The organism is Halomonas sp. DP5Y7-2, assembly GCF_019802025.1.
GTDB lineage: Bacteria > Pseudomonadota > Gammaproteobacteria > Pseudomonadales > Halomonadaceae > Halomonas > Halomonas litopenaei_A.
The window spans coordinates 151,748-177,942 of record NZ_JAHVHY010000005.1 but is presented as its reverse complement, the minus strand read 5'-3'; the positions used below and the strand labels follow the sequence as shown (position 1 = coordinate 177,942).

Sequence of the window (26,195 nt, the reverse complement as noted above, 5' to 3'; positions counted from 1 at the left end):
GGGTCACAAGCGCCGGCACGTCGTTGAAGTCGCTAAGTCGTCAAATGAGAAGGCCCGCCTGTTGGATATGTGTTCAACGGGCGGGCCTTCTTGCGTTTGTGCGGGTGACGCCAGTCTAGCGACCGTGGACTGGCTTGCCGGCGATCTGGTCGTGGAATTCTCTCTGCCAGCGGCTTAGCAGGGCTCGACGCTTGAGGTCATCCAGCGTGGCCAGCAGGCCGGGGCTGAGCGGCGTAGGACGCAGGCCTTCCGGCTGTGCGCGGCGCAATGCATTGGCGGTGCCTGGGCCATCGAGCTCCGGGTGCAACGCCCCCAGATCATTGGCCTCAGCGATCACGCGTTGTCCGTGGCTGCCCAACAGGTAATCGATGAAACGCCGTGCCGCTGAGGGGTGGGGGGCCTGGCGAGGGACAAAGGCCAGTCGCCGGATCACCAACGCGTAATCGTCGGGGATCACCATGCGCAGCGACGGGCTAGCGGCGACGCTTTCTCTGGCGTAGCTGCCGAGCACGTTGTAGCCGATGTCAAAGCGCCCGTCGGCCAGGCCATCCAGCATGCTGCTGGTGGTGTCTACCAGCTGGGTGTCGGCACGCCCAAGTGCCGCGACCAGATCCCAATAGCGGGGTGACAGGCGAGACTCCTCAATGGCATAGGTATAGCCGGCACCCGCGCTGACGGGGCTGTAGGTGACGACTCGCCCTTGCAGGGCGTCGGACTGTTCCACCAGCAGGCTGAGCAGGTCGGCATGGCTGTTGATTGAGCCAACGCGCTCTTCAAGGGCCCGACTGACAACCATGACGATGGGCTCGAACGTGAAGGCGAAGAGTTCGTGGCGCCACTTGGCGTCGCTGGGCCAGCGTCGCGTGGTAGGGGTTTCGATGCTTTGCGCGTGACCCGCGTTGACCAGCAGGTATTGCCAGGGCATCGCGGACGAAATCACCACGTCGGCCTCTGCGGGCGCATCGAGAAAGCGCTGATGCACGTCCAGGGTGGAGAAGTTGCGGTAGGTAATGTCGTACTGCGGGTGACGCTGGTGGAAGTCCTCGAGCAGCGGCATGGCGTACGGAATGTCGAGTGCCGCGTGAATGATCAGGGGCACGCCTTCATCCGTCTTTGCTGCAAAATGCGCCTGCTCGTGAGGGGGCAGGGGCTGCTGGGGAGTCTCGTCCTGCTGCGCCATCGCCGAACTGACGACCCCCGCAAGGCCAAGCAGCAGCACGGCGCCTAGACGGCGCCAGGAGGATGAGGCGTAGCGGGACAGCGTCATGATAGCGAGTGCCTTGTCGTCACCGGTGGGTCGTCGGGCGTTACCGTGGCCTGGAATTCCATGCTCACGCTAAGGCCGGGAGAAGGTGCAGTGCCGCCATCGGCCAGGGTTAGCCTGGCACCATGGGTCCTGGCAATACCGTCCACAATCGCCAGGCCAAGGCCTGAGCCTTCGCCGGATTGCTGGCCGCGATGGAATGGGCGCAGCGCCAGTAGCCGCCGTTCGCTGGGGATGCCGGGGCCGTCGTCCACGACCGCCAGGGTGGGGGGGGTATCGGTAACGACGATCGTGACGTGGCGAGCGCCATAGCGGCAGGCGTTGTCGATAAGGTTGGCCAGCGCCTCGCCTAGCTGCCAGTCCAGAGCGAGCACCGTGACCTCCCCTTCAGGAGCGTCAAGGCCCAGGTCCACGCCACTGCGCTGGCAGCGTTGCCAGTGGGTCATCACGGCCTCGCGGGCTACCTGCACCAGTCCTGTGGGCGTCAGTTGGGGCTGATACTCAGGGTTGTCCAGGCGGGTCAGCGACAGCAGCTGCATGGCGAGTCGCGATGCGCCTTGGCTGGTGGCATGCATGGCGCTCAAGGCAGTCCGCCAGGCCTCCGGATCAGTCTGACGCAAGGCCAGCTCGGCGCGGGCGGAAAGGCCTGCAAGAGGGGTGCGCAGTTGATGGGAGGCGTCGCCGATGAACCGCTCCTGATTGGCCTTGACGCGGCGCATGCGAGCCAGCAGTTCGTTGACCGTGTCCCTCAACTCGGCCAGCTCTCGTGGCAACGCAAGCTCCAAGGGGGCCAGCGTGCGCGGGTCTCGGCTTCTGATCTGGCGTCGAAGCTTGGTCAGCGGTTCCAGGGCAAGGCGTATGGCAACGATCAGGGCGGCGACGGACAGCACTGCCACCGCCAGCAGGTAGGCCAGACTTTGACGGAAGAGCTCCTGGCTGAGTGCGTCACGACCCTCCAGGGTGTGGGCGACCCGGATTTCATAGGGTTCTCGCAGGCGCCAATCCTCCAGGCGCGAGCGCCGCACGCCCAGACGCATTGGCATACCATTCCAGCTGATGTTGGCATAACCCATGTCGCTGGCACGACGACCGCTGAGATCGATGCCGGGTAGGTCAGCGTTGCCGGTGACGTGATCACCGCGGGCGTCCACCAGACGGTAGAACACCCGCTCATCATGTTGGGTGGCCAGCATCTCGAGAGCCGCTGGTGGTAGGTCGAGCCACAGTCGGTCTTCCTGCCACTGGGCTTGTTCGGCGATGGCGAGGGTCGCGGCATCCAGCAGTCTGTCAAAGGCACGGTCTGCCGTCTGGCGCGCATCGAGCCAGGCGCGCCAGAGCACCACGGTACCCACCAGCAACATGGGCAACAGCAGCCAGGTCAGCAGTCGGCTGTGCAGGGAATCGCCTCTCATGAGGCTTCCAGTAGATAGCCCAGTCCTCGCACGGTACGCAGCGTCACCTGGTGGCCGTGAAGTCGCTTGCGTAGACGATGCACGTACACCTCGACGGCGTTGTCGCCAAGCTCCTCATCGCCAAAGGCTTCATGGACCAGGGTCGCCTTGTCCACCGGCTGGCCTGCATGGCGCATCAGACAGCCCAGCAGTCGCTGCTCGCGCGGCGGCAGGGCGAGCGCCTCGTCGCCCAGGGTGAAACGCTGCGCCAGGCTGTCAAAACCGAGTTCTCCCACGGTCATTAGTCCAGATGGCGCTCTGCGTCGCAGCAGCGCGCGCACTCTGGCCTCCAGCTCTTCCAGCGAGAAAGGCTTGGCAAGGTAGTCGTCCGCGCCAAGATCCAGCCCGCGAACTCGGTCTTCGACGGCCCCGCGAGCCGTGAGTATCAGCACAGGCGTGACGGTATCATGTGCCCTCAGGGCTTCGAGTACGTCGAGTCCCCCGCGCCCGGGCAGATTGAGGTCAAGCAGGATCAATTCGTAGTCGTGCTGTCGTTTCAGCAGGGTGTAGGCCGTATCACCGTTGTCCAGGTGGTGGACGTCTTGGCCGCCGATGCCCAGTGCATCGACCAATGTCTCAGCCAGCAACCTGTCGTCTTCCACCAGCAGCAGCGTCATCAGTGTCTCCCGTCATGATCATGTCCCGCGGTCAGTGCCTTGACCGCCTGATCCAGCCTGAGTGTGGCCTGATCTTCATTCACACGCCCGTTGGGGCCGGATACGGCCAGCCACATGGCTGGCTGGTCCGCCAGCTCGAGAGGGCGGCAGACCATGATTCCCCCTGGCATCTCCGCGCACGGGTCGCCGGGGGATGGCGCAGGCCATTGATGGCCTGGCAATAGATCGTGACGCAGGCTGTGGTCGGGCCGCGCCGCCAATCGACATTGGACGATGCCATCGATCATCTCGAGCAAGCTGGCGGTTTCGCCAAGCTCGAGGGATAGCTCGTCAAGCCAAGGTTGTACCTGAGCAGCGAGCTCACGGCTGGGGGCATGTCTACGGGCTAGTCGCACCGGCGCACTGCCGATCCGCCAACGACCATCGCTGCCACGTTGTGTGTAGTCGAAACGCTCAAGAGATGCCAGCAGTCGCAGCAGGGTGCTCTTGTAATAGCCCGTCGCCTCGGCGAGCTCTGCCAGGCTGAAACTCTCCTGGGGTGTATCGAAGACGTTCAGCACCGATAGGGCTCTTTCGACGGCTTCAACGCGATCCTGTGCCATGGCTGGGACATTCCTTTTGTGGCAATAACGCGATGCGTCTTGCATTCAACTTTGGTCGGAATTGTGCCTTTGCGCGTTGACCGCGGAACGGCACGGGCTTAGCTTTCCACCCAAGGGAACGGCATTCTGCCTTACAGAATTGTAAGCTAGGCGTCAGCTCCCAACAAGGATCTTTTTCAGACGTCATCCCGGCGTCAACCGTGACCAGATGTCATCAGCGGTGACATCGCTCACCCGACAACAACAGAGGGCTATCTCATGTCCATGAACACGCCAGTCAAATGGATTGCCATTGCTGCCATCACCGGCGCCGCCGGTTCTGCTGCCGCCTTTGAGCCAGAGGGCAAGGTGGAGTGTCTGGCCCCGGCGGATCCGGGTGGTGGCTGGGACTTCACCTGCCGCAGCGTCGGTACGGTGCTGGAGGAGCTGGATCTGGTGCCCCGTGGCGTCCAGACCGTCAACATGGCGGGCGCTGGCGGCGGCGTGGCTTACGCCCACACCGTGAGCAAGCGCGCAGGGGATGAGCAGCTGCTGGTGGCGGCATCGACCGCGACGACGACGCGTCTGGCCCAGGGCCAGTTCCCGGGCATGACCGCTGACATGGTCAACTGGGTGGGTGCGCTGGGTGCCGACTACGGCGTTATCGCGGTGAGTGCCGATAGCGAGTATCAGGACCTCAACGCCATCATGGAGGCGCTGAAGGAAGATCCCCGCTCGGTCAAGTTTGCAGGCGGTAGCGCCAAGGGCGGCTGGGATCATCTCAAGGTGTTGATCGCGGCCCAGGCGGCTGGGGTCGAGAGCCTGCCGCGCATTCCGTACCTGTCCTACAACAACGGTGGCGAGGCCATGACTCAGGTCGTCGGTGGCCACGTCGACGCCTTCACCGGTGATATTACCGAAGCCCAGGGCTTTATGGAGTCCGGTGACCTGCGCGTCGTGGCGGTGCTGTCCGATGAGCGGCTGCCGGGAGAGTTCAGCGATATCCCGACCGCCAAGGAGCAGGGCATCGATGCGGTGGGCCCCAACTGGCGTGGCTTCTACATGCCGGCTGATATCTCCGACGACGCCAAGCAGTATTGGGTCGATGCCATGGACACCATTTACCAGAGCCAGGAGTGGAAGGACGTGATGGAAAGCAACGGCCTGATGCCTTTCCACATGAGCGCGGCGGAATTTGAAACCTTCGTCAAGGATCAGATCGCCGACATCAACCAGCTCTCCAAAGACATCGGACTGATTCAGCAATGAGCATGTTCAACGACCGCATCTTCGGGGTCTTGATGATCGTCCTGGCCGTCGCGTACGGCTGGGGCGCTTCCCAGTTTCCCGAGCCGTTTGGTGGGGCCGAAGCGGTCGGCCCCGAGACCTTTCCCTACCTGCTGGCGGTAGTGCTGGGTCTTTCCAGCCTTTATATGGTGGTGCGCCCTGACCCGGACAATGCCTGGCCGTGGAGTCGTACGGGTGTCGAGCTGATCATCGCACTGGTTGTGCTGGTTCTTTACGCCGGCCTGCTGCAGCCGTTGGGCTTCATCCTGTCGACGTTACTGGCGGTCGGTACCTTGTGCTGGCGCATGGGCGCGCGTCCCGGCAAGGCATATCTGGTGGGTGGCATCTCCGGTGTCGCGGTGTATTTGATCTTTAATTTTGCGCTGGACCTGCCCCTGCCTCTGGGCGTGCTGTCCTTCCTGGAGGTGGGCTGATGGAAACCCTTGGCTACCTGATCGATGGTTTTGGGGTCGCTCTCGCGCCTCATAACCTGATGTTTGCTCTGCTGGGTGCCTTTCTCGGTACCCTGATCGGGGCCCTGCCTGGACTTGGTCCGGCCAACGGCGTGGCGATCCTGATTCCGCTGGCGTTCACCCTTGGCTTGAAGCCGGAAACGGCCCTGATCATGCTGACCGCGGTATACGCCGGGGCCATGTATGGCGGGCGTATTTCATCGATCCTGTTGAATATTCCCGGTGACGAGCCGGCCATGATGACCTGCCTCGATGGCTATCCCATGGCGCAGAAGGGCAAGGCGGCCGAGGCTCTGGCGATTTCTGCGGTGGCGTCCTTCATGGGCAGCCTGATCGCCACCGTGGGGCTGATCCTGCTGGCGCCGGTGCTCGCCGACTTCGCTCTGACCTTCGGACCTGCGGAGTACTTCGCCCTGTTCCTGCTGGCCTTTGCGACCCTGGGCGGCATCACCGGCAAGAATCCGATGAAAACCGTCGTGGCGGCCTGTATCGGCCTGATGATTGCGACGATCGGTATCGATAACACCGGGGTTCAGCGCTACACCTTCGGGACCTTGGAGCTGTTCGAGGGCGTCGACTTCATCATCGCCATCGTTGGCCTGTTTGCCATCTCGGAACTGCTGTTCTTTATCGAGGACCGTGTCGGTAAAGGTCAGAAGCTTATCAAGGTCAATAAGCTCAAGCTGAGCTGGGCAGACATCAAGGGCATCATGCCCTCGAGCATTCGCGGTGGCATCCTGGGCTTCATCGCTGGCGTGCTGCCAGGTGCCGGTGCCTCGTTGGGCAGCTTTATCGGCTACACCCTCGAGAAGAAGGTGGTGGGCAAGAAGGGCTACTTCGGTGAGGGCGACCCGCGCGGTGTGGCAGGCCCTGAAGCCGGTAACAATGGGGCTTCCAGCGGCGCCCTGGTGCCGATGTTGACCCTCGGTGTGCCGGGAAGCGGCACCACTGCGGTACTGCTGGCGCTGCTGATTTCCCTGAACATCACCCCTGGTCCGCTGATGTTCACCCAGAACGCCGATATCGTCTGGGGCGTCATCGCCGCGCTGCTGATCGGTAACTTCCTGCTGCTGGTGCTGAACATCCCGCTGGTGGGCATCTTCGTGAAGCTGCTGTCGGTGCCGCCGATGTACCTGCTGCCGATCGTGACCATGGTGGCCTTCGTGGGGATCTACTCGATTTCCAACACCACCTTCGATCTGTACTTCATGGTGGCCTTTGGGGTCGGTGGCTATGTCCTGCGCAAGCTCGAGATACCTTTGGTGCCGGTCATCCTGGGCTTGCTGCTGGGTCCGGAAATGGAGAAGAACCTGCGTCATGCCATGGATATCTCCGACGGTGACTGGACGATCCTGTGGGACAGCGGTCTGGCCATCGGTCTGTGGCTGTTCGCCGGTATTGGCCTGATCCTGCCGTACATCGTGGGTCCCATCCTCAGAAAGCGGATGGCGGTCAAGACGGCCCATACCACGCCGGGCGATTGAAGGGCAGAAGACATCCCGGTAGTCGGTATTGGTCGATTGACGTTGTTGGGCACCCCTAAGGGGTGCCCTTTTTCGTTGTTGGCGGGGGGCGGCGGAGCCGGTGGTTGCCGGCTTACCCCCCGCGCTGCGCTAGCCAGGCTGTTGCCAGCCAGCTCCCGGCCTGCTCTAGCTGTACCGGTGTAGATCCCGCGTAGCCAAGTACCAGCCCCGCCTTGGGTGATGCACAGAGATAGTGATCGGACAGTGCGGATAACGTAATGCCTGCCTGATCGGCACGGTGTATCAGCTGTTGCTCCTGAGCCACCGAATCGAGATGGGCCACCAGGTGCATGCCCGATTGCCCCGATGACAGTGACAGGCCTGACGCCACGGCGGGGGCCAAGGCCTGTCGCAGGCAGGCCTGGCGTTCACGGTAGCAGCGCCGCATGCGGGCAACATGGCGAGAGAAGTGCCCCTCCTTGATAAAGTCGGCCAGCGCCGCCTGGGCCACATATTGTCCTTCCCGGTGCAGTCTCGCGTTGGCCCGTCGAAAGTCATCGAACAGCGGCTCCGGCAGGACCAGATAGCCAAGCCGCAGACCTGGGTAGAGCACCTTGCTGAAGGTTCCTACATAGATGACCGGGTCTCCTCCGGCGAGCCCCTGCAGTGATGCCAGCGGAGGAGTGGTGTAGCGAAACTCGCTGTCATAGTCATCTTCGATGATGTAGGCGCCATGGCGTCGGGCGCACTCGAGCAGCGCCAGTCGCCGGGCCATGCTCATGGTCGCACCGCTGGGGTACTGATGGGACGGTGTTGCATAGATCAGGCGAGGGGGCTTGGCGCTGTCCGCCACGTCAGTCTTTAGGCCCTCATCGTCCACCGGGATGGGCGTCAGCTCGAGTCCCGATGAGGCGAAGCACGCCTTTGCCCCCGCGTAGCCGGGGTCTTCAACCCAGGCCCGGTCGCCTGGGTCTGCCAGTAGTCGTGTCACCAGCTCGAACGCTTGCTGAGCGCCCTGGGTGATCAGGATCTGATGTGGGTGACAGCGCACCGAGCGTGACAACCGCAAGTAGTCGCACAACGCCTCCCGTAGCGGCCCGTGGCCACCTCCTGTGGCGTAGCCAAAGACATCGTCATCGGCACGGTGCTGGTGTCGCTTGAGCAAGCGTTGCCACAGCTCTCGAGGAAACTGGTCGATGGCCGGCATCCCGGGGGTAAAGGCCCGGCGCTGTCCGTCCATGGCACCGCAGCTGGCCAGCAGCTGTTGACCGCGGTTGGAATAGGGGGTGGCCGTCGGTTCTGAGGTGGGGAGGGAGTCGGCAACATCGACGTCTCGTGGCCAGGCGTCGTGCAGGTCGAGACGCGCCACGTAAAGGCCCGCTCCCGGTCGAGACACCACAAAACCCTCGGCGCTGAGCCGCTCCACCGCGGCCAGAACGGTGTTGCGTCCCATCCCCAGAGTTGAAGCCAGTCGGCGCGACGATGGCAAGGCGCAGCCCTGGGGGAGGTCTCCCTGGACGATCCAGTTGCGCAGTGCCATATACAGCCGATGAGAAAGCGTACCCTCCGCATCTGTGGCAAACGTCAGTGCCAGGGCCTCGATAACCCACGAGGCATGGGACGATGAGTGGCTCACTGGTTCCGTCAATTTATTCGTAACTGGTGCTTCAAGTAGAACCACTATGCTCTCACACTCAGGGTCTGTCACCTCTGGAGGAAGTCACATGTCGATGATTCGTCCCGCCACAACGGCGGATCTTGATCGCTTGTCTGTGTTGTTCGATAGCTATCGCGTGTTCTACGACCAGCCAAGTGATCCCGCTGCCGCTCGTGACTTCCTGACCACGCGGCTGGCCTTGGCGGACTCGCGCATTCTGGTGTGCGAGGCCGACGGGGGGCTTACGGGCTTTGTCCAGCTGTATCCCACGCTGTCATCGGTTCGGTTAGGTCCACGCTGGACGCTTGCCGATCTCTTCGTGGCCCCGCAAGGGCGTGGCAAAGGGGTGGGAAGGTCGTTGATGAAGGCAGCCGTCAGATTGGCCGAGGAACACGGTGTTGGCCAATTGACCCTGCTGACGCAGACCCACAACCACACTGCCCAGCGGCTTTATGAAGCGCTCGGCTGGCAACGCAACGATGCCTTCTTTGGCTACACCCTGACCTTGGCCCCCTCGTCCGGCGCTTGATGGCATAGCTAGCGCCCCTCAGGCAGCGACCCTCAGGCAGCGACCCTCGGGCAGCAAAGAGAGAAAGGAGTGATACATGCCGATGGACGGTAGATGGGAAGGTAAAAGTGCGTTCGGTCAACCAGTGGGTGCCGAGGTGAAGGGCTGGAATGGGCCTTGTCCAATCCCCTCTGGCGCGGCCTTGCAAGGTCAGCAATGCCGGGTCGAGCGACTCGATGGCCAGCGTCACGCGCGCTCGCTGTGGGAGGTCTGGAAAGGCAACGATCCGAGCGATCCAGACGATGGCGTCGGGCGCTGGACTTACCTGGGCGGGCGTCCCTTCCATGACGCAGATGGCTGCTACCGCTGGGCAGAGCAACGGGCCAAACAGTCGGACCCCGTGTTTGTGGCCATCGTCGACCGTCACACAGGCCGGGCGCTGGGTACCGCGTCCTGGCTCAACCTGGAACCTGAGCATGGCACCATCGAGCTGGGACATATCAGCTTCTCGCGCGCTCTATCGCGCACGCGCATTGCCAGTGAAGCCCTGATACTGATGGCGGCTCATGCGTTTGCGCTGGGGTATCGCCGCCTTGAATGGAAGTGCGATGCGTTGAACGCGCCCTCGCGGCGTGCCGCAGAGCGGCTTGGCTTCACCTTTGAAGGCATCTTTCGCCAGCACCGGATAGTGGCAGGCCGCAATCGCGACACCGCCTGGTTTTCTCTGCTGGATCACGAATGGAGCCTGCTGGAGCCGCTCTATCGTGAGTGGCTGGCGGCTGACAACTTTGATCAGCACGGGCGGCAGAAGCGGTCACTGTCCGCCATGACGAAGGCGATTGTCGAGCGTGGTGCGTAGATCTGACGCGCCACCATTCACTCCACACCTGACGCCTCTATACCCCTACCAAGGAAACACGCACTATGTACCAACCCAAGCATTTCGCCATGACGGAACATGCTGCCATGGTGGCAGTGATGCAGCGCCATCCCTTCGCGACACTGGTGACCCATGGCGACGATGGAATGCATATCAACCACCTGCCGCTGCTGTACACGGAGACGTCGGGAGGCGCTGTACTGCGAGGGCACATCGCACGTGGCAATCGTCTGTGGCAGCGCCGGTTGGCGCACGCGGTGGCGGTGTTTCAGGGCCCGGATGCCTATATCTCTCCGAGCTGGTATCCCGATAAACAGGTTCATGGTCGTGTGGTGCCTACCTGGAACTATCAGGTGGTGCACGCGCAAGGCCAGCTGAGCTTTCCCGAAGATGGTGATTGGTTTGCGGCACACCTGCGTGACCTGGTGGATCGCTTTGAACAGCCCAGGGACGACCCGTGGAGCATCGACGATGCGCCGCATGATTACCTGCAAAAAATGCAGCGAGGCATCGTAGGGGTAGAGTTGGTGGTAGAGTCATTGCACGGCAAGCACAAGGCCAGCCAGAACAAGACAGAGGACGAGCGGGCGGGGATTCGCGCGGGGCTTGAGGCCCAAGGCCGAAGTGGGGGGACGGCCGTGCTGCTGAGTGGATTGTCTTAGGGCTTGTCTGAAAAGTGCCTGCGCTCGGTAATACGGCGTTAAAAATCGGATCAAAATGCTCATTTACACCCTGTAAACTGCGCTTTCTCACCGATTTTTTCCTTGTCTAACCTTCGCTCGTCGACTTTTCGTACAAACCCTAGCGATCGGCAAGCAAACACGATGTCGGTGCGAACCGTTGTCTAACCGTCGTTGGAAAGATGCTCTCCGAGCATGCCCGAATCATGCGTTATGATCGTTCTCTTGAATACAATAACCATAAGAGGACGCCACGTGAGCTATCGCATCGCAACCATTGCCGGTGATGGCATTGGCCCAGAGGTCACTGAGGCTACGGTAAGGGTGCTGGACGCCCTGCTGGGGCCGGATGTACTGACGTTTGAGTGGTTGGATGGTGGTGCAGGTCACTATCAAAAGACCGGAGAGGTGTTACCTGCAGAGACGCTGGCGGCATGCCGAGACAGCCATGCCATTCTGCACGGGGCTGCGGGGCTTCCTGGGGTGACCTATGACGATGGCACCGAAGTGGGCAACGACCTTCACTTGAAGCTGCGCTTTGGCCTTGACCTGTATGCCAACGTGCGGCCCATTCGGCTGCTGCCTGGGGTGGAGTCGCCGCTGAGGCATCACCAGCCCGGCACCATCGACTACGTGATCGTGCGTGAGAACACCGAAGGGCTGTATGCCAGCCGCGGAGCGGGGGTGGTACTCAGAGACGAGATGGCCAGCGATAGTCTGGTGATCACTCGCAAGGGGACCGAACGGGTAGCTCGCTTCGCCTGCGAGTTGTCGCGCCGACGTCAAGGTGCCCCTCGCGATGGCAAGCACCGCGTGACCGTCTGCGACAAGGCCAATATCTTGAGAAGCTATGCCTTCTTTCGACGGGTCTGTGACCAGGTCGGCACCGAATTCGATGACATTGAGCGGGACTACGCCTACGTGGACGCCATGACGGTACACCTGGTCAAACGTCCCGACTTCTATGATGTCATCGTCGCAGAGAACCTTTTCGGCGATATCATTTCCGATCTTGGCGCTGCCACCGTGGGAGGTATGGGCGTATCGCCATCGGCGGAGCTTGGTGACCGACATGGTCTGTTCCAGGGAGCCCACGGCAGCGCACCGGATATTGCCGGGCAGGATGCCGCCAACCCGATCGCGACCCTGCTGTCCGGGGCCATGATGCTCGAATGGTTGGCCACGGGCCACCATGATGAGCGGCTGTCGCTGGCGGCGGAGCGCTTGCGCCTGGCGATTGATAAGGTGCTGGAAGCTGGCCAGCACCGCCCCCGCGAGTTTGGCGGACAGGCGGGATGTCGAGACTTCACCGAAGCGGTGCTGGATCAGTTGGGGCGCACATAGGGCTTGATACAGGGGCTCGATGATATAGAGGCTCGATGATGTAGAGGCTCGGTATAGCGCTTGGCTGAGTCACCAGCAGGGAGTGCCCAGAACCGCCGGACCAATGGTCTGGCGGTTTTCTTTGCCAGTAGCATTCGTCACTCCCGAGACGAGCGGCTGTTCCAGGGTGCTGGGCTCGTGAGTAAGATCCTTTTCAACGAGCGACTGATGGGGAAAAGGTCTGGGCAGCTCTGTGCTGTTCTTTCTGCTCCCATCAATGTTAGTGATATGTGTGTATGTTGACTTAGTCATGTCTACTTAAGGTAAGTCTCTATAAAAGTTTCTCTTGAAGAGGTTATTATCCTTTGAGGTGTGAGAGAATTCATCATTCAGTAGATGGTTATCCATACATTTCTGCGTTGCGTTGGCTTTTTTTCGCCATTTTTTTCTTGATTATTGTGTGTGTTATTTGCGTTTATCTTTGTTTCTTTGCGTAGGGTGTTGGTGCGATATTTGTGCACTTGTATCCGAGCCTGTGCTTTGTCGTACCTTTTTCTGTCAGTGATTGGCTCTGGATGTCGTTCAGGGTGTTTTTGTGGGTGGTGTTGGGTTATCTATGGCGGAATAAGTCCGTTAATTGAGTGCCCAAGATCATGTCTGCTTCATTGCTCTCAGATGCATCAATAGAATCCACTATCCATCCTCTTCATCCTGTCCAGGAGGGCGTTTATGTCTCCCAGATGATCGAGCCGAAGAGCTCGAAATTCCGACTGGGATGGTACGATGAAGTTCGTTTGGGTTCTCAGAGCGAAGTGGATCGCCTGGCTGACGCCTGGACGCTGTTGGTCAAGCAACATGATTGCCTGAGGCTGGTGCTGGAGATCGCTCCTGACGGGGGCGTAGGCCAGCAGGTGCTGCCGTTTGGTGAACTGAAGACATCACTTGAATGCCTGGACTTTTCTCAGGCAGAAGATCCCCGGTCAGCCGCCAGGGAATGGATGAAACAGCAGATTGATGGGGCGCCAGACTTTACCGATAGATCGACAGGTCCTGTGTCTTTACGCTTGCTAAGGTTGGGTGATAATTCCTACTTTCTGTGCTTGATGACTCACCACGTTTTTGTCGATGGTGTTGGCCTGGCAGTGCTGCGAGAATCATTGAGAAAGGCGTATCAATGTCTTCTCGATGACGCGAGTGTCGAGTGGCTGAAGGCGTCTCCCGCCTATCTGCCACAAGTCTATTCGGCTCGCGAGTATTTGATCTCTTCAAGGTATCGCAAGGACGAGGCGTATTGGCGTGACTTTCTGTCATCCCACGAGGTGACGCGTCTGAATGCCTGGTACCGAAGCTCTACCAAGCAGCAAGGAAAGTGGCTGAACCGAGATCTACCTGCATCGGTGAACCGCTCGATCAAAGAATATTGTGAAAGCACGGGTGCCAGCCCCCTGAGCGTCTTGATTGCTGCCTGTGGCTGTCATTTTGCGACACAGACGGCGGGAGATAGCCTGGTCTTTGGTCTGGCTCTCCATGGGCGTCGCGGCAAGAGTGCAGAGCAGACCATCGGGATGCAGGCGAATGCGGCCTTGGTGCACTGTCCAGTCACAGAGATGCGAGAGGCGTCGTTCACCGACCTGGTGGCGAGAGCGGGGCGAAATACCCTCAAGGCGTTCAGGCACGGCTGCTATCCGGCCGCCGAAGTGCGGCGAATGCAGCAGGACAGCAGCCAGGATCACTGCGACATCGTCATGATGTACAACAATTTTGACGATCAGGTGGCGTCCTATACAGAAGAGCTCAACCCCACGGATGTGATCCTTCCACTGCAGATCAAGCTGCTGGACTACGGTAGTGGCAGGAGCCTGCAGATTCGCTTGATCTATTCCGATCACTACTTCAGTGAGTCGGATGCCGAGCAGATGATGAGTGCCATGATCGATCTCATGGCGCGAGGCGTGCGGGCAGCGGACCGCTCCGTCGCCAGCCTGTGTCTTCCCAGCGCAGATGATCTCGCCGCAATGCGTCAGTGGAACTCGGCTACGGCTCCCTTACCCGTGGTCACGACCCTGACCGATATGTTCGAGGCCCAGGTACGTCAGACGCCACAGGCGCCAGCGTTGACCGACGGCCAGGTCACCCTGAGCTTTGCCGAACTCGATGTGCTCTCCAACCGTGTGGCACATGGACTTCGGCTTCAGAGTGAGCAGCAGCGGGGAAGCGCGCTGGCGCCAGACTCGTTGGTCGGGCTCTATCTGGATCGCACCGTGGATCTCGTGGTTGCGATACTCGGTGTGCTGAAGGCAGGCGCCGGTTATCTCCCATTGTCGCCAGAGCACCCTGGCGAGCGCCTGGGTTTTATCGCGGCAGATGCCGCTCCTGCGTTCATCTTGTGTCATGCGCAATATCAGGAGCGACTGCGCGATGGCCTGAGCGGCATGACCGATAGCCCCGTCGCATTAACGATGACGCCGGATGCCGCCTGGTTAGGTGAAGAGACTCGCCCCCCTAAGGTGGCCAGCGATCACCATCTCGCCTACGTCATCTACACCTCGGGTACCACTGGGCAGCCCAAGGGTGTGATGGTGGAGCACCGCCATGCAGTGCATCTTGTACTTGCGCAGCAGGCACCTCTCAATGGCCTTTCCTGCGCTTCCAGCCTGCTATATGCCGATACCATTTTTGATGCCAGCGTGTCCGAATTGTTCGTCGGCATGCTGATGGGGGCGAAGAGTGTGATCTGCTCCCAGGCCGCACGACACGACCCTGCATTGCTGGATCAATTGGCCGAGCAGCAGGCGATAGAACTGGCCACCTTGCCGCCAGTACTGCTCGGCCAGCTCGATCCTGAGCGCTGGTCGTCGTTGAAGGCACTGGTGGTCGCGGGGGAGGCGCCGACCGCCAAGTTGATGGATCGTTTCTTTAAACAGGGGCGGCGCCTGTTCAATGGGTACGGACCCACCGAAGGCACCGTGTGTGCCACCGAGCACCAATACCATCCCGGTGATCCGGCGGCACTGATTGGCAGGCCATTGGTCAATGTTCAAGCGCATGTATTGGACAAGCACATGGCTGAGGTGCCGATAGGTGCCATTGGTGAGCTCTACATAGGTGGGGCTGGTGTTGCCCGGGGGTATCTTGGTCGTGATGAGCTGACCCGGGAGCGCTTCGTCGACAACCCCTTTGCCACGGATGAACAGCGTGCCCTCGGGCACACGCGACTTTACCGCACCGGAGACCTGGTGCGCTGGTTGCCTAGTGGTCACCTGCTATACCTCGGACGTAACGATACCCAGGTCAAGGTGCGGGGCTACCGCATCGAGCTCGGCGAGATCGAAGCTGCCTTGGTGGCCCAGCCTGACGTACACCAGGCGGCCGTTATTGCCTGGGGGGCGTCGCCGCATTACGCGCTGGCGGCTTATGTAGTGATGGTAGACGGCCAGAGCCTCGAGCTGGCGAGCCTGAGGCAGCGTCTGGCCGAGCGACTTCCTCCCTACATGCTGCCGACAAGCATTCAGGGAATCGACGCGATTCCGCTGACCATCAACGGCAAGGTGGACAAGGGCGCGTTGCCGGCCCCGAGCCAGACGGCGATAGGCCAGGATCAGTACGTGGCCCCTCGCACCGCGTTGGAGCAGTCGCTGTGCGAGCACTGGGCCAGTGCACTTGGGCTGGAGCGGGTGGGTATCGAGGATGACTTTTTCCAGATTGGCGGTGATTCCATCATTGCCATCCAGCTGGTGGGGCGTCTGCGGCAGGCGGGGATTCGCTTGCAGGGACGCGATCTCTTCGAAGCCTCTCGCATCTCGTCACTTGCAGCTCTGCTGCAGCAACGCATCAGCGTCGATGAAGCGGAACAGGGAACGCTGTCCGGAGCCTTCGCCGTGGCGTCGACCCAACGTCACTGGCTTTCGAGCGGTGCCGCCAAGTGCCGGGGAGACAGTGCATCACAGGAGGAGCCGGACGCGCAGCAGCTAACCGTGTTGCCACAGGACCATGACACAGCGGCGGTGGCGGAGGCGTCTACGGGCGTCTACCAGGCTGGCGCTGCCGCCAGTATCCTGACTGACGCTTTCAGACTGACACGTGCCCCTGGGCAACTCGTGCTGGTAGAAACGCCAGAGGGCGTCGGTGAACAGGAGATCAAGGTCGCCCTGGGGCGGCTTGCCGATCAGCACGATATGCTGCGTAGTCGCCCCTTGCTGGTTGACGGTGAATGGCAACAGCACTATACCGCCGACGCCCCTTTGCCTGCGCTAGCGACCCTCGAGGGGGGTGACCATGACGTGACGACCCAGGCGCTGGCCTTGGCCCGTCAATGGATGGCCTGTGACGTGGCGGTGGACCCCTTGTGGCAGTCCGCGCTGACGGCAAGAGCGGGAAAGCCTGGCGCGCTGATGCTGTTCGTTCATCCCTTGCTGGCAGATCGTACATCCCTGCAGATTCTGCGGCGGGATCTGCAAAGGCTGCTGGCGGGCGAGCCCCTACCCGCCAAGACCAGCAGTTTTCGTCAGTGGGTGGAGTCGTCAGGAAGCGCCTCTACGCTTGATTACCAGACGTTACCTGCTGCGTTGGGCGGTGAAAGGCATGCTGTTGAGGCAGACGCGCTTGTCGCGGGGGAAAGCCAGGAGTGGCAGCGTGTCACTCGGTCACTGTCGACGGAAGACACCCTGGTGCTGCTGAAGGAAGCGCCTGCCGGCTTTCATAGCCGCGTGGACGAGCTGTTGATCAGTGCACTGAGCCAGGCCCTCACTGACACCCTCGAGCGGCCGGAGGTCAGGCTGCTGCTGGAGGGAGACTATCGCCATGCTGGCCGTCATGGCGGGCGACATGGCGGCAACGCCTCCCTCGACCTTGACGCGACGGTCGGGCAATTTACCTTCCCCTACATGCTTTCCGTGTCGGCGACGGGGGAGCTGGATACCTTGGTCATGGGGGTCAAGGAGGCGGTGCGAGCACACCTGAACTGCGCACTCGCCCCGATGGTACAGGGCGGCTCGTCAGACCCATTGTCGCGACCTTCGCCAGCCCCTTTGCCAGACACTGCGCCACTCTCTGCATCACAGGGCGGGGCACATCCCCTGGCCAGCTTTTGCTTCCTGGGTGACGTGGCGGAAGACACTCAGCACCTGCTCGACGCCGAGTTGAGCGGCACGGTGGATCCAGGTCCTGCTGGCGAGCCGATGGCGATGGCGATGGCGATGGCGATGGTGCAAGTGCAGGTCGTCAGTCGGGTGGTCGGGGGTGAGCTACAGGTGGATCTGATGACCTGCCTAGGGGCTGAGACCGCCTGCACGCTGGCCGAGTCCTTTCTGACGAGACTGGCCGAAGTCGTGCAATTGGCGCTGGAATCCTCCCGTGGCAGCGGCAGGCACACGCCATCTGATTTTGCTATTCAAGGCATCTCGATGGAGAGGTGGCTGCGCCTGACAGATCGCCGCGATGTGGAGGCAGTCTACGTTGCGACGAGCTTGCAGAAGGGCATGATCTCCCATGCGCTGAACTATCCCGAGGATGATGCGTATCGTGTGCAGGTGCTGGTGGACTACACGGCGGGTGTCAACCTCGATCAGTATCGGCGAGCCTGGGAACTGTTGGTGGCCCAGTACGAGAGTCTCAGGATTGGCTTTGATTGGGATGGTGACGAGATTCTGCAGTTGGCAGAACGCCAGATTGCCTTGTCGGATCGCCATTTAAGGGTTCGAGACCTCTCGTCCGTTCGCCCGGAAGATCATGAACATATCGTCGAGGAGGCGCGCCAGGCTGATCGCGACGAAGGTTTTGACCTGTCGTTGCCTGGACTCTTCAGGGTTACCGTGTTCAGTCGAGGAGAAAGCAACGCCACGGTGCTGATTACCGTTCACCATGCCATCAGCGATGGGTGGTCGACCTCGCTACTGTGGCAGAGCCTGCATGGCTTCTACGATGCGCTGACTCAGGGACGGTGCCCCACGGTGTGTCGCGACCGTGCCTATGGTGCGGCTCAGCGTCATTATCTCAATCATCGCAGACGTTCCGCGGTCTGGTGGCAACAAAAGCGGAGTGCCTGGCAGGGTCCTACGACGCTCGACGGCTTGCTCGCGGGCCGTGGATGGCGGGAGGCGCGGGTGGTTCAGCAGCCGCTGTCGTCGGCCTTGACCGTGGATGAGGACCTTTATCGCCGCATGCAGGGCCTGTGTCACTCCTCCGGTCTGACCTTCAACACGCTGGTTCAGATGGCCTGGCACAAGCTGCTGCAAGGGTTCAGTGGCGCCACCCAGACCATTACCGGGATGACGCTGTCGGGCCGCGATCTGCCCGTAGAAGGGATCGAGCACAGCATCGGTCTCTACATCAATACCTTGCCCCTCGTCATCGACTGGGATGCCAAGGCGACGGTGCGCGATGTGCTCAACGCCGTGCAGCGTGCGACCGTCGATATGAACACCTATACCGAAGTGTCCCTGGCAGAGCTGCAGGAGGGAGGGCAGAGGCTGTTCCATAGCCTGGTGGTATTCGAGAACTATCCGGCGCCGGCAGAGGGCGGCGCCCTGGAGCAGACGCGCTCGGTGCGGGCGATCCAGGAAAAACTGGACTATCCACTTGCGCTTGTCGCTAGAGAGATGGGCGGGAAGCTGATCTTCCGCCTGGACTCGGACAGCCGCTGGTTGAGTGATGCTGATGCGGTGGCGTTGCTGCAGCGGCTGGTGAGGGTCATGGGGCAAGTGGTGGATGCTCCCGATGCGCGTCATGTAGATCTGTCGCTACTGCTGAAGGGCGAGCGGGAGTTGATCCAGCACTGGAACGCAACCAGCGCTCCCCGCCGTTCCGGTGCCACCCTGCATGGACTGTTCGAGGCCCAGGTGGCGCGCACCCCGGAGGCCACGGCGCTGGTGGATGAGCACACCTCGCTGACCTATCGAGAGCTGGACGCACGGGCCAATCAGGTCGCTCATGGGCTGCGCCACGAGTACGCCAGCGCCCATGCCGGGCAGCCGATGGCACCCGATACTCGGGTAGGCCTGTACCTGGACCGTCGTGTCGACATGATCGTGGCGATCCTTGGCATTCTCAAGGCAGGAGGCGCCTACGTCCCCCTGTCGCCCGAGCATCCGCGGGACCGGTCCGTGTTCATGGCCGACGACGCCAAGCTGGGAGTGCTGCTTTGCCAGCAGGAGTATCAGGCCCGCTGGAGCGAATGCATGGAGGAAGTGGCATCGAAGCCTGTATTGCTGACGATGGCGGCCGATGCCTACTGGCTGGGGGCGTCTGAGCCCGTGGCACCGATGGCCCAGGAAGATCACCTGGCTTATGTGATCTACACCTCGGGCACGACGGGGACCCCCAAGGGCGTGATGATCGAGCATCGTCACGCCGTCCACCTGGTCGCGGCCCAGCAAGAGCGCTTTGGCGTGCTGGATTGCACTACCAGCCTGCTCTACGCGGACATTATCTTCGATGCCAGCGTGTTCGAGCTGTTCGTCAGTCTGGCGTCGGGACTTCGCTGCGTGCTGTGTTCGCAGGAGGCCAGACGGGATGTGGCCTTGCTGAATGACCTGGCCGAGACCCACCAGATCGAGCTGACCATACTGCCGCCGGTCATGCTCGGGCAGCTGGATCCGGCCTGTTGGCGTTCGTTGAAGACGTTGGTGGTGGGAGGAGAGGCGCCGGTCAGGGACTTTCTCGACCGCTTCCATCGTGAGGACCTGAGGCTTTTCAACGCCTACGGACCTACCGAGGGCACCGTCTGCGCCACGGCTCACCGCTATCAGCCTGGGGATCCCTCCGCCAAGATCGGCAAGCCACTGACCAACGTGCAGGTGCATGTGCTTGATGAGCAGATGGCTCCGGTACCCGTCGGTGCCGTTGGAGAGCTGTATATCGGCGGTGCTGGGGTGGGCCGGGGATATCTGCATCGCGATGCGTTGACCCGGGAGCGCTTCGTGGCGGATCCCTTCGCAGGGGCAAGCACTCACGGTGAGCAAGGGGCACGTCTGTATCGCACGGGCGATATGGTGAGGTGGCTGCAGGATGGTAGCCTGATCTATCTCGGACGTAACGATGACCAGGTGAAGATACGCGGGTACCGCATCGAGCTGGGTGAGGTCGAGACCGCATTGACGTCGCAGCCGGAGATCAGCCAGGCGGTGGTCGTGGCCCACGGTCAGCCAGGGCAGCAGAGTCTGGCGGCCTATGTGATCCTGGCGCCAGAGCGAACCATCAGCATGGCGGAGCTGCGCCATCGGCTGGCGGAGCGGCTGCCGTCCTACATGATGCCGGCGAGCTGCACCTGCATCGACGCGATACCCCTGACGATCAATGGCAAGTTGGATCGTCAGGCGCTTCCCGAACCCGAGGAAGAGGATCGCCAGCAATCCTATGTGGCGCCTCGCACCACCCTGGAAGCAACACTCTGCGAGCATTGGGCGCGGGTGCTGGGACGTGAAAGGGTCGGCATCGAGGACGACTTCTTCCAGATTGGTGGCGACTCCATCATCAGCATTCAACTGGTCGCCAGACTGAGGCAGGCGGGGATTGCCTTGCAGGGTCGGGACATCTTTGACGCGCCTCGCATCTCGTCGCTGGCGGCCCGCCTGGCCCAGCGTCAGGATGGGGCCGACATCGATGCCGAGCAGGGCCGGCTTGCTGGCACGTTCTCGCTGTTGCCGATTCAATCGTGGTTTTTCGAGCAGGAGTTTGCCCAGCCGGGGCATTGGAATCAGGCCTTTATGGTGGCCATACCCGAGCGCGTGACCGTGCCCGAGCTGCAAGAGGCCCTGGTGGCACTGAGCCACCAGCACGACATGCTCTGCTGCAGGTTCGTGCGCGAGAAAACGGGGTATCGGCAGTGCTATGCACCGGACATGATGCCTGCCCCGGTGATCACCCTGTCGGTGACGGAGGGTGACGATGAGTGGCTCCAGCAGGAATTGACGCGGCATCAGAGCCAGTTTGACATCGAGCGTGGTCCGCTGTGGCAGGTGATTCACCTCAGCGGCTATGACGATGGCCGCTCGCGTCTCTGTTTTGCCCTGCATCATCTGGTGGTGGATGCAGTGTCCTGGCGGATTCTGGCACGGGATCTGGTGCAGTTGCTGGAAGGCGGCAGTCTGCCGTCCAAGACCACCAGCTATCGTCAGTGGGTGGCGGCGGTCCATCGCTACGCCCAGGAGCACACCGAGCAGGCCAGTTACTGGCGGCATGTCGTGGCCGCGGATGGCGGGGAGCAGTGGCTCGAGGAAAGGTGCCAGCAGCAGGCATTGCAAGCACCTGCCTCGGCGACGCTGGAATTTTCTCGAGATGACACCGATGCACTGCTGCATCAGGCCCCTGCCGGCTATCACACCCAGATCAATGACCTGCTGGTGAGTGCCGTGTCCCTGGCTCTGGCAGATGTGCTGAAGCAGTCAGACGTGACCCTGCTGCTGGAAGGCCATGGTCGTCAGCCCCTGGACGATCGAATCGACCTGTCGTCTACCCTGGGCTGGTTCACGGTCCAGTATCCGGTGCGGGTCAATACCGAGGGTGACACTGAAGATGTGATCATCAGGACCAAGGAAGGACTTCGTGGCATTCCCGACGGCGGTCTTGGCTTCGGTGCTCTGAAGCAGGCCGGCTGGTTGCCGGAAGCCTCGATGCCGCGGATCAGCTTCAACTATCTTGGCCAGTTCTCGGCGCCGCAGCAGGCGACCTATGGACTGGTGGTGGAGCCCTGCGGGCGGGCCATGTCTCCGGACAACCGCGATCGCTTTATCATCAACATCAACGGCGCCGTGCTCGACGATCAGCTGTTCTTCGACGTCACCACCCAGCTGGGAGAAAGCGTTTCCATCGAGGTAAGAGACCGTCTGCAGGAGCGACTTCAAGAGGTGGCCGCCACGGCCATGGGTGCGGCGCGCACTGGTGGCGTGCGCACACCTTCGGACTTCGATGTCACAGGGTTGACCCTGTCTCGTCTGAGCTCTCTGGAGCAGCGCTACGATGTCGAGGCGCTGTATGCCGCCAACAGCCTGCAGGTGGGGATGATCTTCCATGCCTTGAATCATCCCGAGGACGATGCCTACCGCGTGCAGCTGCTGGTCGACTATTCAGAGGGCTTGCGCATCGACCACTATCGCCGCGCATGGGAGCTGTTGGTGGAGCACTATCCGAGCCTGCGTATCGGCTTTGACTGGGAGGAGGGCGATATCCTGCAGGTGGTGGCGAGATCACTGACGCTGGATGAACACTGCTTCCGTCTTCGGGATATCAGCGACGTACCGCTCGAGGAGCATGAACGAACCATTGAGGAGATCCAGGCGCAGGATCGTTTGGAGAGTTTCGACCTGTCGCGCCCGGGACTGTTCCGCGTCACGCTGATTCAGCGCGGCACTCACGAAGTGACCGTGCTGGTCAACACTCATCATGCGGTGACCGACGGATGGTCGACCGCCCTGTTGTGGCAAAGCCTGCATGGCTACTTCGATGCCATCGAGCGGGGGGAGCATCCACGTCCGGGGCGCGATGATGCCTACGCCGAGGCCCAGCGCTATCAACTGCGACAAGCAGACGCTACCCGCTCGTATTGGACCGCCAAGAAGGTGACCTGGGAAGGTGAGACCAGTCTGGAGGGGCTGCTCGAGGGTCGCGAGTGGCGTGATACTCGAGTCATACGGAGCCCGGTAGCGGCAGGTCTGGTGCTGGAGGAGCGGGTGCAAGACGGCATGCAGTCTCTGTGTCACGAGCTGGGTGTCACCCTGAACACCATCGTGCAGACGGCTTGGCACAAGCTCTTGCAGGTCTACAGCGGAGCCTCCCAGACCATTACCGGCATGACGCTTTCCGGGCGCGATATCGCGGTACAAGGGATCGAGCAGAGCGCGGGTCTGTTCATCAATACGCTGCCGCTGGTCATCGACTGGCCCTCCGATGGCAGGGTACGTGATGTGCTCGCCACTGTTCAGGCCACGACCCTGGAGATGAACACCCACTGTGGGATTCCCTTGGCCGAGCTGCAGCCTGGGGCGCAGCGGCTGTTTCACAGCCTGGTGGTGTTCGAGAATTACCCGGTGGCCAAGGCCGACGGTGAAAGCGGAGACACCAAGCGTCATGTGCGCGGCGCCCAGGAAAAGGTCAACTACCCGCTGTCGCTGATCGTCTTTATGGACCAGGGGCGGCTGTCGTTCAAGCTGGAGTCTGACGCCAGCTGGTTGAGTGAAGACAACGCTCAGCGTTTGCTCGAGCGTCTGGCCCATGTGGTGGGGCAGATGGTGCATATCGCGGCGACGGGCGGTCGCCACTCTGAGATCGAGCTGTTGCTTAAAGAGGAGAAAGCGCAACTGCTGGACCAGTGGAACAGCACTCATCAGCCGCTGACCTCCGCCATGACCCTGCATGGTCTGTTTGAGTACCAGGTGGCAAGGACCCCTGACGCCATTGCCCTTGTCGATGACGCGGTCCAGCTAAGCTATGCGCAGCTGAACAGCAGAGCCAATCGCGTCGCGCATGGTCTGCGTCAGCAGCACGTCGAGCTGTTCCAGCGACCGATCACCGCGGATACGTTGATTGGCCTCTACCTGGATCGCGATGTCGACCTGGTCGTGGCCATCCTCGGGATTCTCAAGGCGGGGGCCGCCTACGTACCGATGTCGCCGGAGCATCCGAACGAGCGTTCCCGTTTTATCGTGGAGGATGCTGGCCTCGGCTTGGTGCTGTGTCATGAGCAGTACCGTTCAAGGCTACAGCAATGGTGGTCCGACATGGCGCAGATGCCCGGGCTGGTGACGCTGACCGATGACGCCGCTTGGCTTGGCTCGGAAGACGACGCGACAGCGGTCGCAACGCCGGACAGTCTGGCGTATGTGATCTACACCTCAGGCACCACGGGGGTGCCGAAAGGGGCGATGATCGAGCACCGTCACGCGGTCAATCTGGTGGCGGCCCAGCGGCAGCGGTTTGGGGTGGAAGAGTGTGCCACCAGCCTGCTGTTCGCCGACGTCATCTTTGACGCCAGCGTGTTTGAGCTGTTTGTCAGCCTTGCCTGTGGTCTTCGCTGTGTCGTGTGTTCTCACGAGGTCAGGCGAGATGTGCTCGAGCTTGACCGAGTGGCCAAAGAGCAGAAAATCGAACTGGCCATCCTGCCCCCAGTCATGCTGGGGCAGCTTGACCCGAGTCACTGGCGCTCGCTCAAGACCCTGGTGGTGGGTGGAGAGGCGCCTGTCACCGAGCTGCTTGACCGCTTTTATCGGGACAATCTGCGTCTCTACAATGCCTATGGTCCCACCGAAGCTGCGGTCTGTGCGACGGCCCATCGCTATCACCCAGGAGACGCCGCCCAGCAGATCGGTACGCCGCTGTTGAACACCCAGGTGTACGTTCTTGATCAAGGCATGCGGCCTGTCCCGGTGGGCGCCACGGGAGAACTCTACATTGGTGGAGCCGGCGTAGGACGGGGCTATCTGAACCGTGACAGCCTGACCCAGGAGCGCTTCCTCGAGAACCCGCTGGCGCCGGAGCCGGATGCACGTTGTCCCGGTAGCCATCGTCTCTACCGCACGGGTGACCTGGTCCGCTGGCTACCGGATGGTGGCCTGCTCTACCTGGGGCGTAATGATGCTCAGGTGAAAATCAGGGGTAATCGTATTGAGCTGGGTGAGATCGAAGCGGCATTGACGGCTCAGCCGGAGGTACGCCAGGCGGTAGTGGTGGCTTATGGCGACGCCGGTCAGCAAAGTCTTGCCGCCTATGTGGTGTCCGCGGAGGAACAGCAGATCGAGGTCGCCACCTTGAAGCAGCGTCTGTCGGAGCGGCTGCCGTCCTATATGGTGCCAGCCAGCTGCCAGTTCATTGACGCGATTCCGTTGACCATCAACGGCAAGCTCAACCGCAAGGCGCTTCCTGCACCGACCCTGGAAGGTTCCGCCCAAGCCTACGTGGCGCCCAGGACGTCACTCGAGGCTCAGCTGTGCCAGCAGTGGCAAGAGGTGCTGGGCCATGAGCGGGTCGGCGTCGAGGATGACTTCTTCCTGCTGGGAGGAGACTCGATCAAGCTGATCAAGTTGACCTCCCTGATGCGGGCCCAGGCAGGGCACACGGTGTCCGTATCGGCGTTCTATCGCTACACCACGGTGTCCCAGCTGGCCGAGTTCATCGCCAGCGGGGAAGGCGAGGAGCTCAGTATGCTGATGCGCTTCCTCGGCGGCGGCAGGGAGAGCGGCAGTAAGCTGTTCATGGTTCATGCAGGCTACGGCAACAGTGATGTCTACAGGACTTTGGTCGACGCCATGGGCGAGCACTACGCCTGTTACGGCATCGACAACTACAACCACACCGTGGTCCAACCGGAAGCCTCTTTGATCAATATTGCGGCGCTCTACCTCAAGGTCATGGAGGAGCATCTGGCGGTGGATGAGGAGGTGCGCCTGCTGGGTTGGTCACTGGGCGGCAATATCGCCACCGAGATGGCCTGGCAGCTGGAGCAGCGCGGCTTCACCAAGGTTCGTCTGTACCTGTTGGACACCTACTTCAACATGGGGGACGCGGACTTTCTCGGCAATGCCAAGGACGTGCGCGATGACTTCGAGAAGGAGTTGGTCAACAAGGGTATCCCGCCGGATGAATTTCTGTTGAACCGCTGGGAGGAGCTGTACGAGGTCAACCGTGACATGCTTCGCTCCGCCCATGAGCGACCGCTGACGAGCACTCAGGTCGTGCTGTTCAAGGCGCTGGAAGAGGTGGCGCCCGTCGAGGGCCGACCTGGTGGTGTCCCCGATGATCTGGTGCTGAGCTCGGTCTTTGACAACAACGTTGCCGAGTTCTCAAGTTCGGTACCCGCCCTCATTCCATGCCCGGGAGTGACCCATATGGGGATGCTGGATGCCGTTGACTGGATCGCCGAGGTGCTGGTCAACGACCTGACCGACCCCTTGAAGACGTAAGCGTATCGGCGAAGGTGATGCAGTATTTGAAATGTGACTGCCTGAGCCGTTTAGCCCCCGTCGGTCGAGAAGGGCAATGACCTTCATCTCGATCGGCGGGGCTGGCACTCCGCTCACGGGCG

General features: G+C 61.4%; 13 protein-coding genes. 8 read left to right on the top strand and 5 right to left on the bottom strand.

The window, feature by feature from the left end:
• Positions 1–115: 115 nt before the first annotated feature.
• The 4 genes from KUW18_RS10680 to KUW18_RS10665 are packed head-to-tail and all read right to left on the bottom strand — an operon-like array spanning position 116 to position 3,934.
• Positions 116–1,267 carry an ABC transporter substrate-binding protein gene (locus KUW18_RS10680; protein ID WP_261396621.1) on the bottom strand — a complete coding sequence of 384 codons (1,152 nt, stop codon included), beginning with the start codon at positions 1,265–1,267 and terminating at the stop codon, positions 116–118.
• A complete protein-coding gene (locus tag KUW18_RS10675) occupies positions 1,264–2,676 on the bottom strand; it encodes a sensor histidine kinase (protein WP_222561388.1) in 1,413 nt (470 codons plus the stop codon). Before KUW18_RS10675 ends, KUW18_RS10680 begins: the two co-directional genes overlap by 4 nt.
• Positions 2,673–3,332 carry a response regulator transcription factor gene (locus KUW18_RS10670; protein ID WP_222239188.1) on the bottom strand — a complete coding sequence of 220 codons (660 nt, stop codon included), beginning with the start codon at positions 3,330–3,332 and terminating at the stop codon, positions 2,673–2,675. Before KUW18_RS10670 ends, KUW18_RS10675 begins: the two co-directional genes overlap by 4 nt.
• Complete coding sequence (locus KUW18_RS10665) at positions 3,332–3,934, bottom strand: helix-turn-helix domain-containing protein (protein WP_222239189.1); 603 nt, start codon at positions 3,932–3,934, stop codon at positions 3,332–3,334. Before KUW18_RS10665 ends, KUW18_RS10670 begins: the two co-directional genes overlap by 1 nt.
• Before the next feature lie 258 nt (positions 3,935–4,192).
• On the opposite strand from KUW18_RS10665, the gene KUW18_RS10660 reads away from it, so the two are divergent.
• Genes KUW18_RS10660 through KUW18_RS10650 form a run of 3 tightly spaced genes read left to right on the top strand, consistent with a single transcriptional unit; the run spans position 4,193 to position 7,157 of the window.
• Entirely contained in the window at positions 4,193–5,182 is a 990-nt protein-coding gene (locus KUW18_RS10660) for a Bug family tripartite tricarboxylate transporter substrate binding protein (RefSeq protein ID WP_222163368.1), read from the top strand.
• Positions 5,179–5,634: a tripartite tricarboxylate transporter TctB family protein gene (locus KUW18_RS10655; protein ID WP_206944686.1), complete on the top strand. Its 456-nt coding sequence runs from the start codon at positions 5,179–5,181 to the stop codon at positions 5,632–5,634. Before KUW18_RS10660 ends, KUW18_RS10655 begins: the two co-directional genes overlap by 4 nt.
• Entirely contained in the window at positions 5,634–7,157 is a 1,524-nt protein-coding gene (locus tag KUW18_RS10650; protein ID WP_206944684.1) for a tripartite tricarboxylate transporter permease, read from the top strand. The genes KUW18_RS10655 and KUW18_RS10650 overlap by 1 nt, the downstream gene beginning before the upstream one ends.
• Positions 7,158–7,269: 112 nt before the next feature.
• Here the strand turns inward: KUW18_RS10650 and KUW18_RS10645 are convergent, their stop codons facing one another.
• The gene (locus KUW18_RS10645) at positions 7,270–8,772 is read right to left on the bottom strand and encodes a PLP-dependent aminotransferase family protein (protein WP_222561387.1); all 1,503 of its coding nucleotides are present in this window, start codon (positions 8,770–8,772) and stop codon (positions 7,270–7,272) included.
• 88 nt (positions 8,773–8,860) lie between these two features.
• Here KUW18_RS10645 and KUW18_RS10640 point away from each other — a divergent pair, with 88 nt between their 5' ends.
• The 5 genes from KUW18_RS10640 (at position 8,861) to KUW18_RS10620 (ending at position 26,073) form a co-directional block, all read left to right on the top strand.
• Positions 8,861–9,322, top strand: a complete 462-nt coding sequence (locus KUW18_RS10640; protein WP_222486105.1) for a GNAT family N-acetyltransferase — start codon at positions 8,861–8,863, stop codon at positions 9,320–9,322.
• A gap of 76 nt (positions 9,323–9,398) precedes the next feature.
• Complete coding sequence (locus KUW18_RS10635) at positions 9,399–10,160, top strand: GNAT family N-acetyltransferase (RefSeq protein WP_261396619.1); 762 nt, start codon at positions 9,399–9,401, stop codon at positions 10,158–10,160.
• A 65-nt stretch (positions 10,161–10,225) separates the two neighbouring features.
• The gene (locus KUW18_RS10630) at positions 10,226–10,843 is read left to right on the top strand and encodes an FMN-binding negative transcriptional regulator (RefSeq protein ID WP_222561386.1); all 618 of its coding nucleotides are present in this window, start codon (positions 10,226–10,228) and stop codon (positions 10,841–10,843) included.
• Between the two features lie 273 nt (positions 10,844–11,116).
• Positions 11,117–12,205, top strand: coding sequence for an isocitrate/isopropylmalate dehydrogenase family protein (locus KUW18_RS10625; RefSeq protein WP_222561385.1), 1,089 nt, complete (start codon positions 11,117–11,119; stop codon positions 12,203–12,205).
• Positions 12,206–12,837: 632 nt separating this feature from the next.
• A complete protein-coding gene (locus tag KUW18_RS10620) occupies positions 12,838–26,073 on the top strand; it encodes a non-ribosomal peptide synthetase (RefSeq protein WP_222561384.1) in 13,236 nt (4,411 codons plus the stop codon).
• Positions 26,074–26,195: the final 122 nt, after the last annotated feature.

Excerpts from the sequence above, each read along its gene's own strand:
- KUW18_RS10640 (WP_222486105.1), top strand. The coding sequence starts at position 8,861 with ATGTCGATGATTCGTCCCGCCACAACGGCGGATCTTGATCGCTTGTCT.
- KUW18_RS10660 (WP_222163368.1), top strand. The coding sequence starts at position 4,193 with ATGTCCATGAACACGCCAGTCAAATGGATTGCCATTGCTGCCATCACC.
- KUW18_RS10670 (WP_222239188.1), bottom strand. The coding sequence starts at position 3,332 with ATGACGCTGCTGCTGGTGGAAGACGACAGGTTGCTGGCTGAGACATTG.
- KUW18_RS10665 (WP_222239189.1), bottom strand. The coding sequence starts at position 3,934 with ATGGCACAGGATCGCGTTGAAGCCGTCGAAAGAGCCCTATCGGTGCTG.
- KUW18_RS10680 (WP_261396621.1), bottom strand. The coding sequence starts at position 1,267 with ATGACGCTGTCCCGCTACGCCTCATCCTCCTGGCGCCGTCTAGGCGCC.
- KUW18_RS10655 (WP_206944686.1), top strand. The coding sequence starts at position 5,179 with ATGAGCATGTTCAACGACCGCATCTTCGGGGTCTTGATGATCGTCCTG.
- KUW18_RS10635 (WP_261396619.1), top strand. The coding sequence starts at position 9,399 with ATGCCGATGGACGGTAGATGGGAAGGTAAAAGTGCGTTCGGTCAACCA.
- KUW18_RS10620 (WP_222561384.1), top strand. The coding sequence starts at position 12,838 with ATGTCTGCTTCATTGCTCTCAGATGCATCAATAGAATCCACTATCCAT.
- KUW18_RS10675 (WP_222561388.1), bottom strand. The coding sequence starts at position 2,676 with ATGAGAGGCGATTCCCTGCACAGCCGACTGCTGACCTGGCTGCTGTTG.
- KUW18_RS10630 (WP_222561386.1), top strand. The coding sequence starts at position 10,226 with ATGTACCAACCCAAGCATTTCGCCATGACGGAACATGCTGCCATGGTG.
- KUW18_RS10650 (WP_206944684.1), top strand. The coding sequence starts at position 5,634 with ATGGAAACCCTTGGCTACCTGATCGATGGTTTTGGGGTCGCTCTCGCG.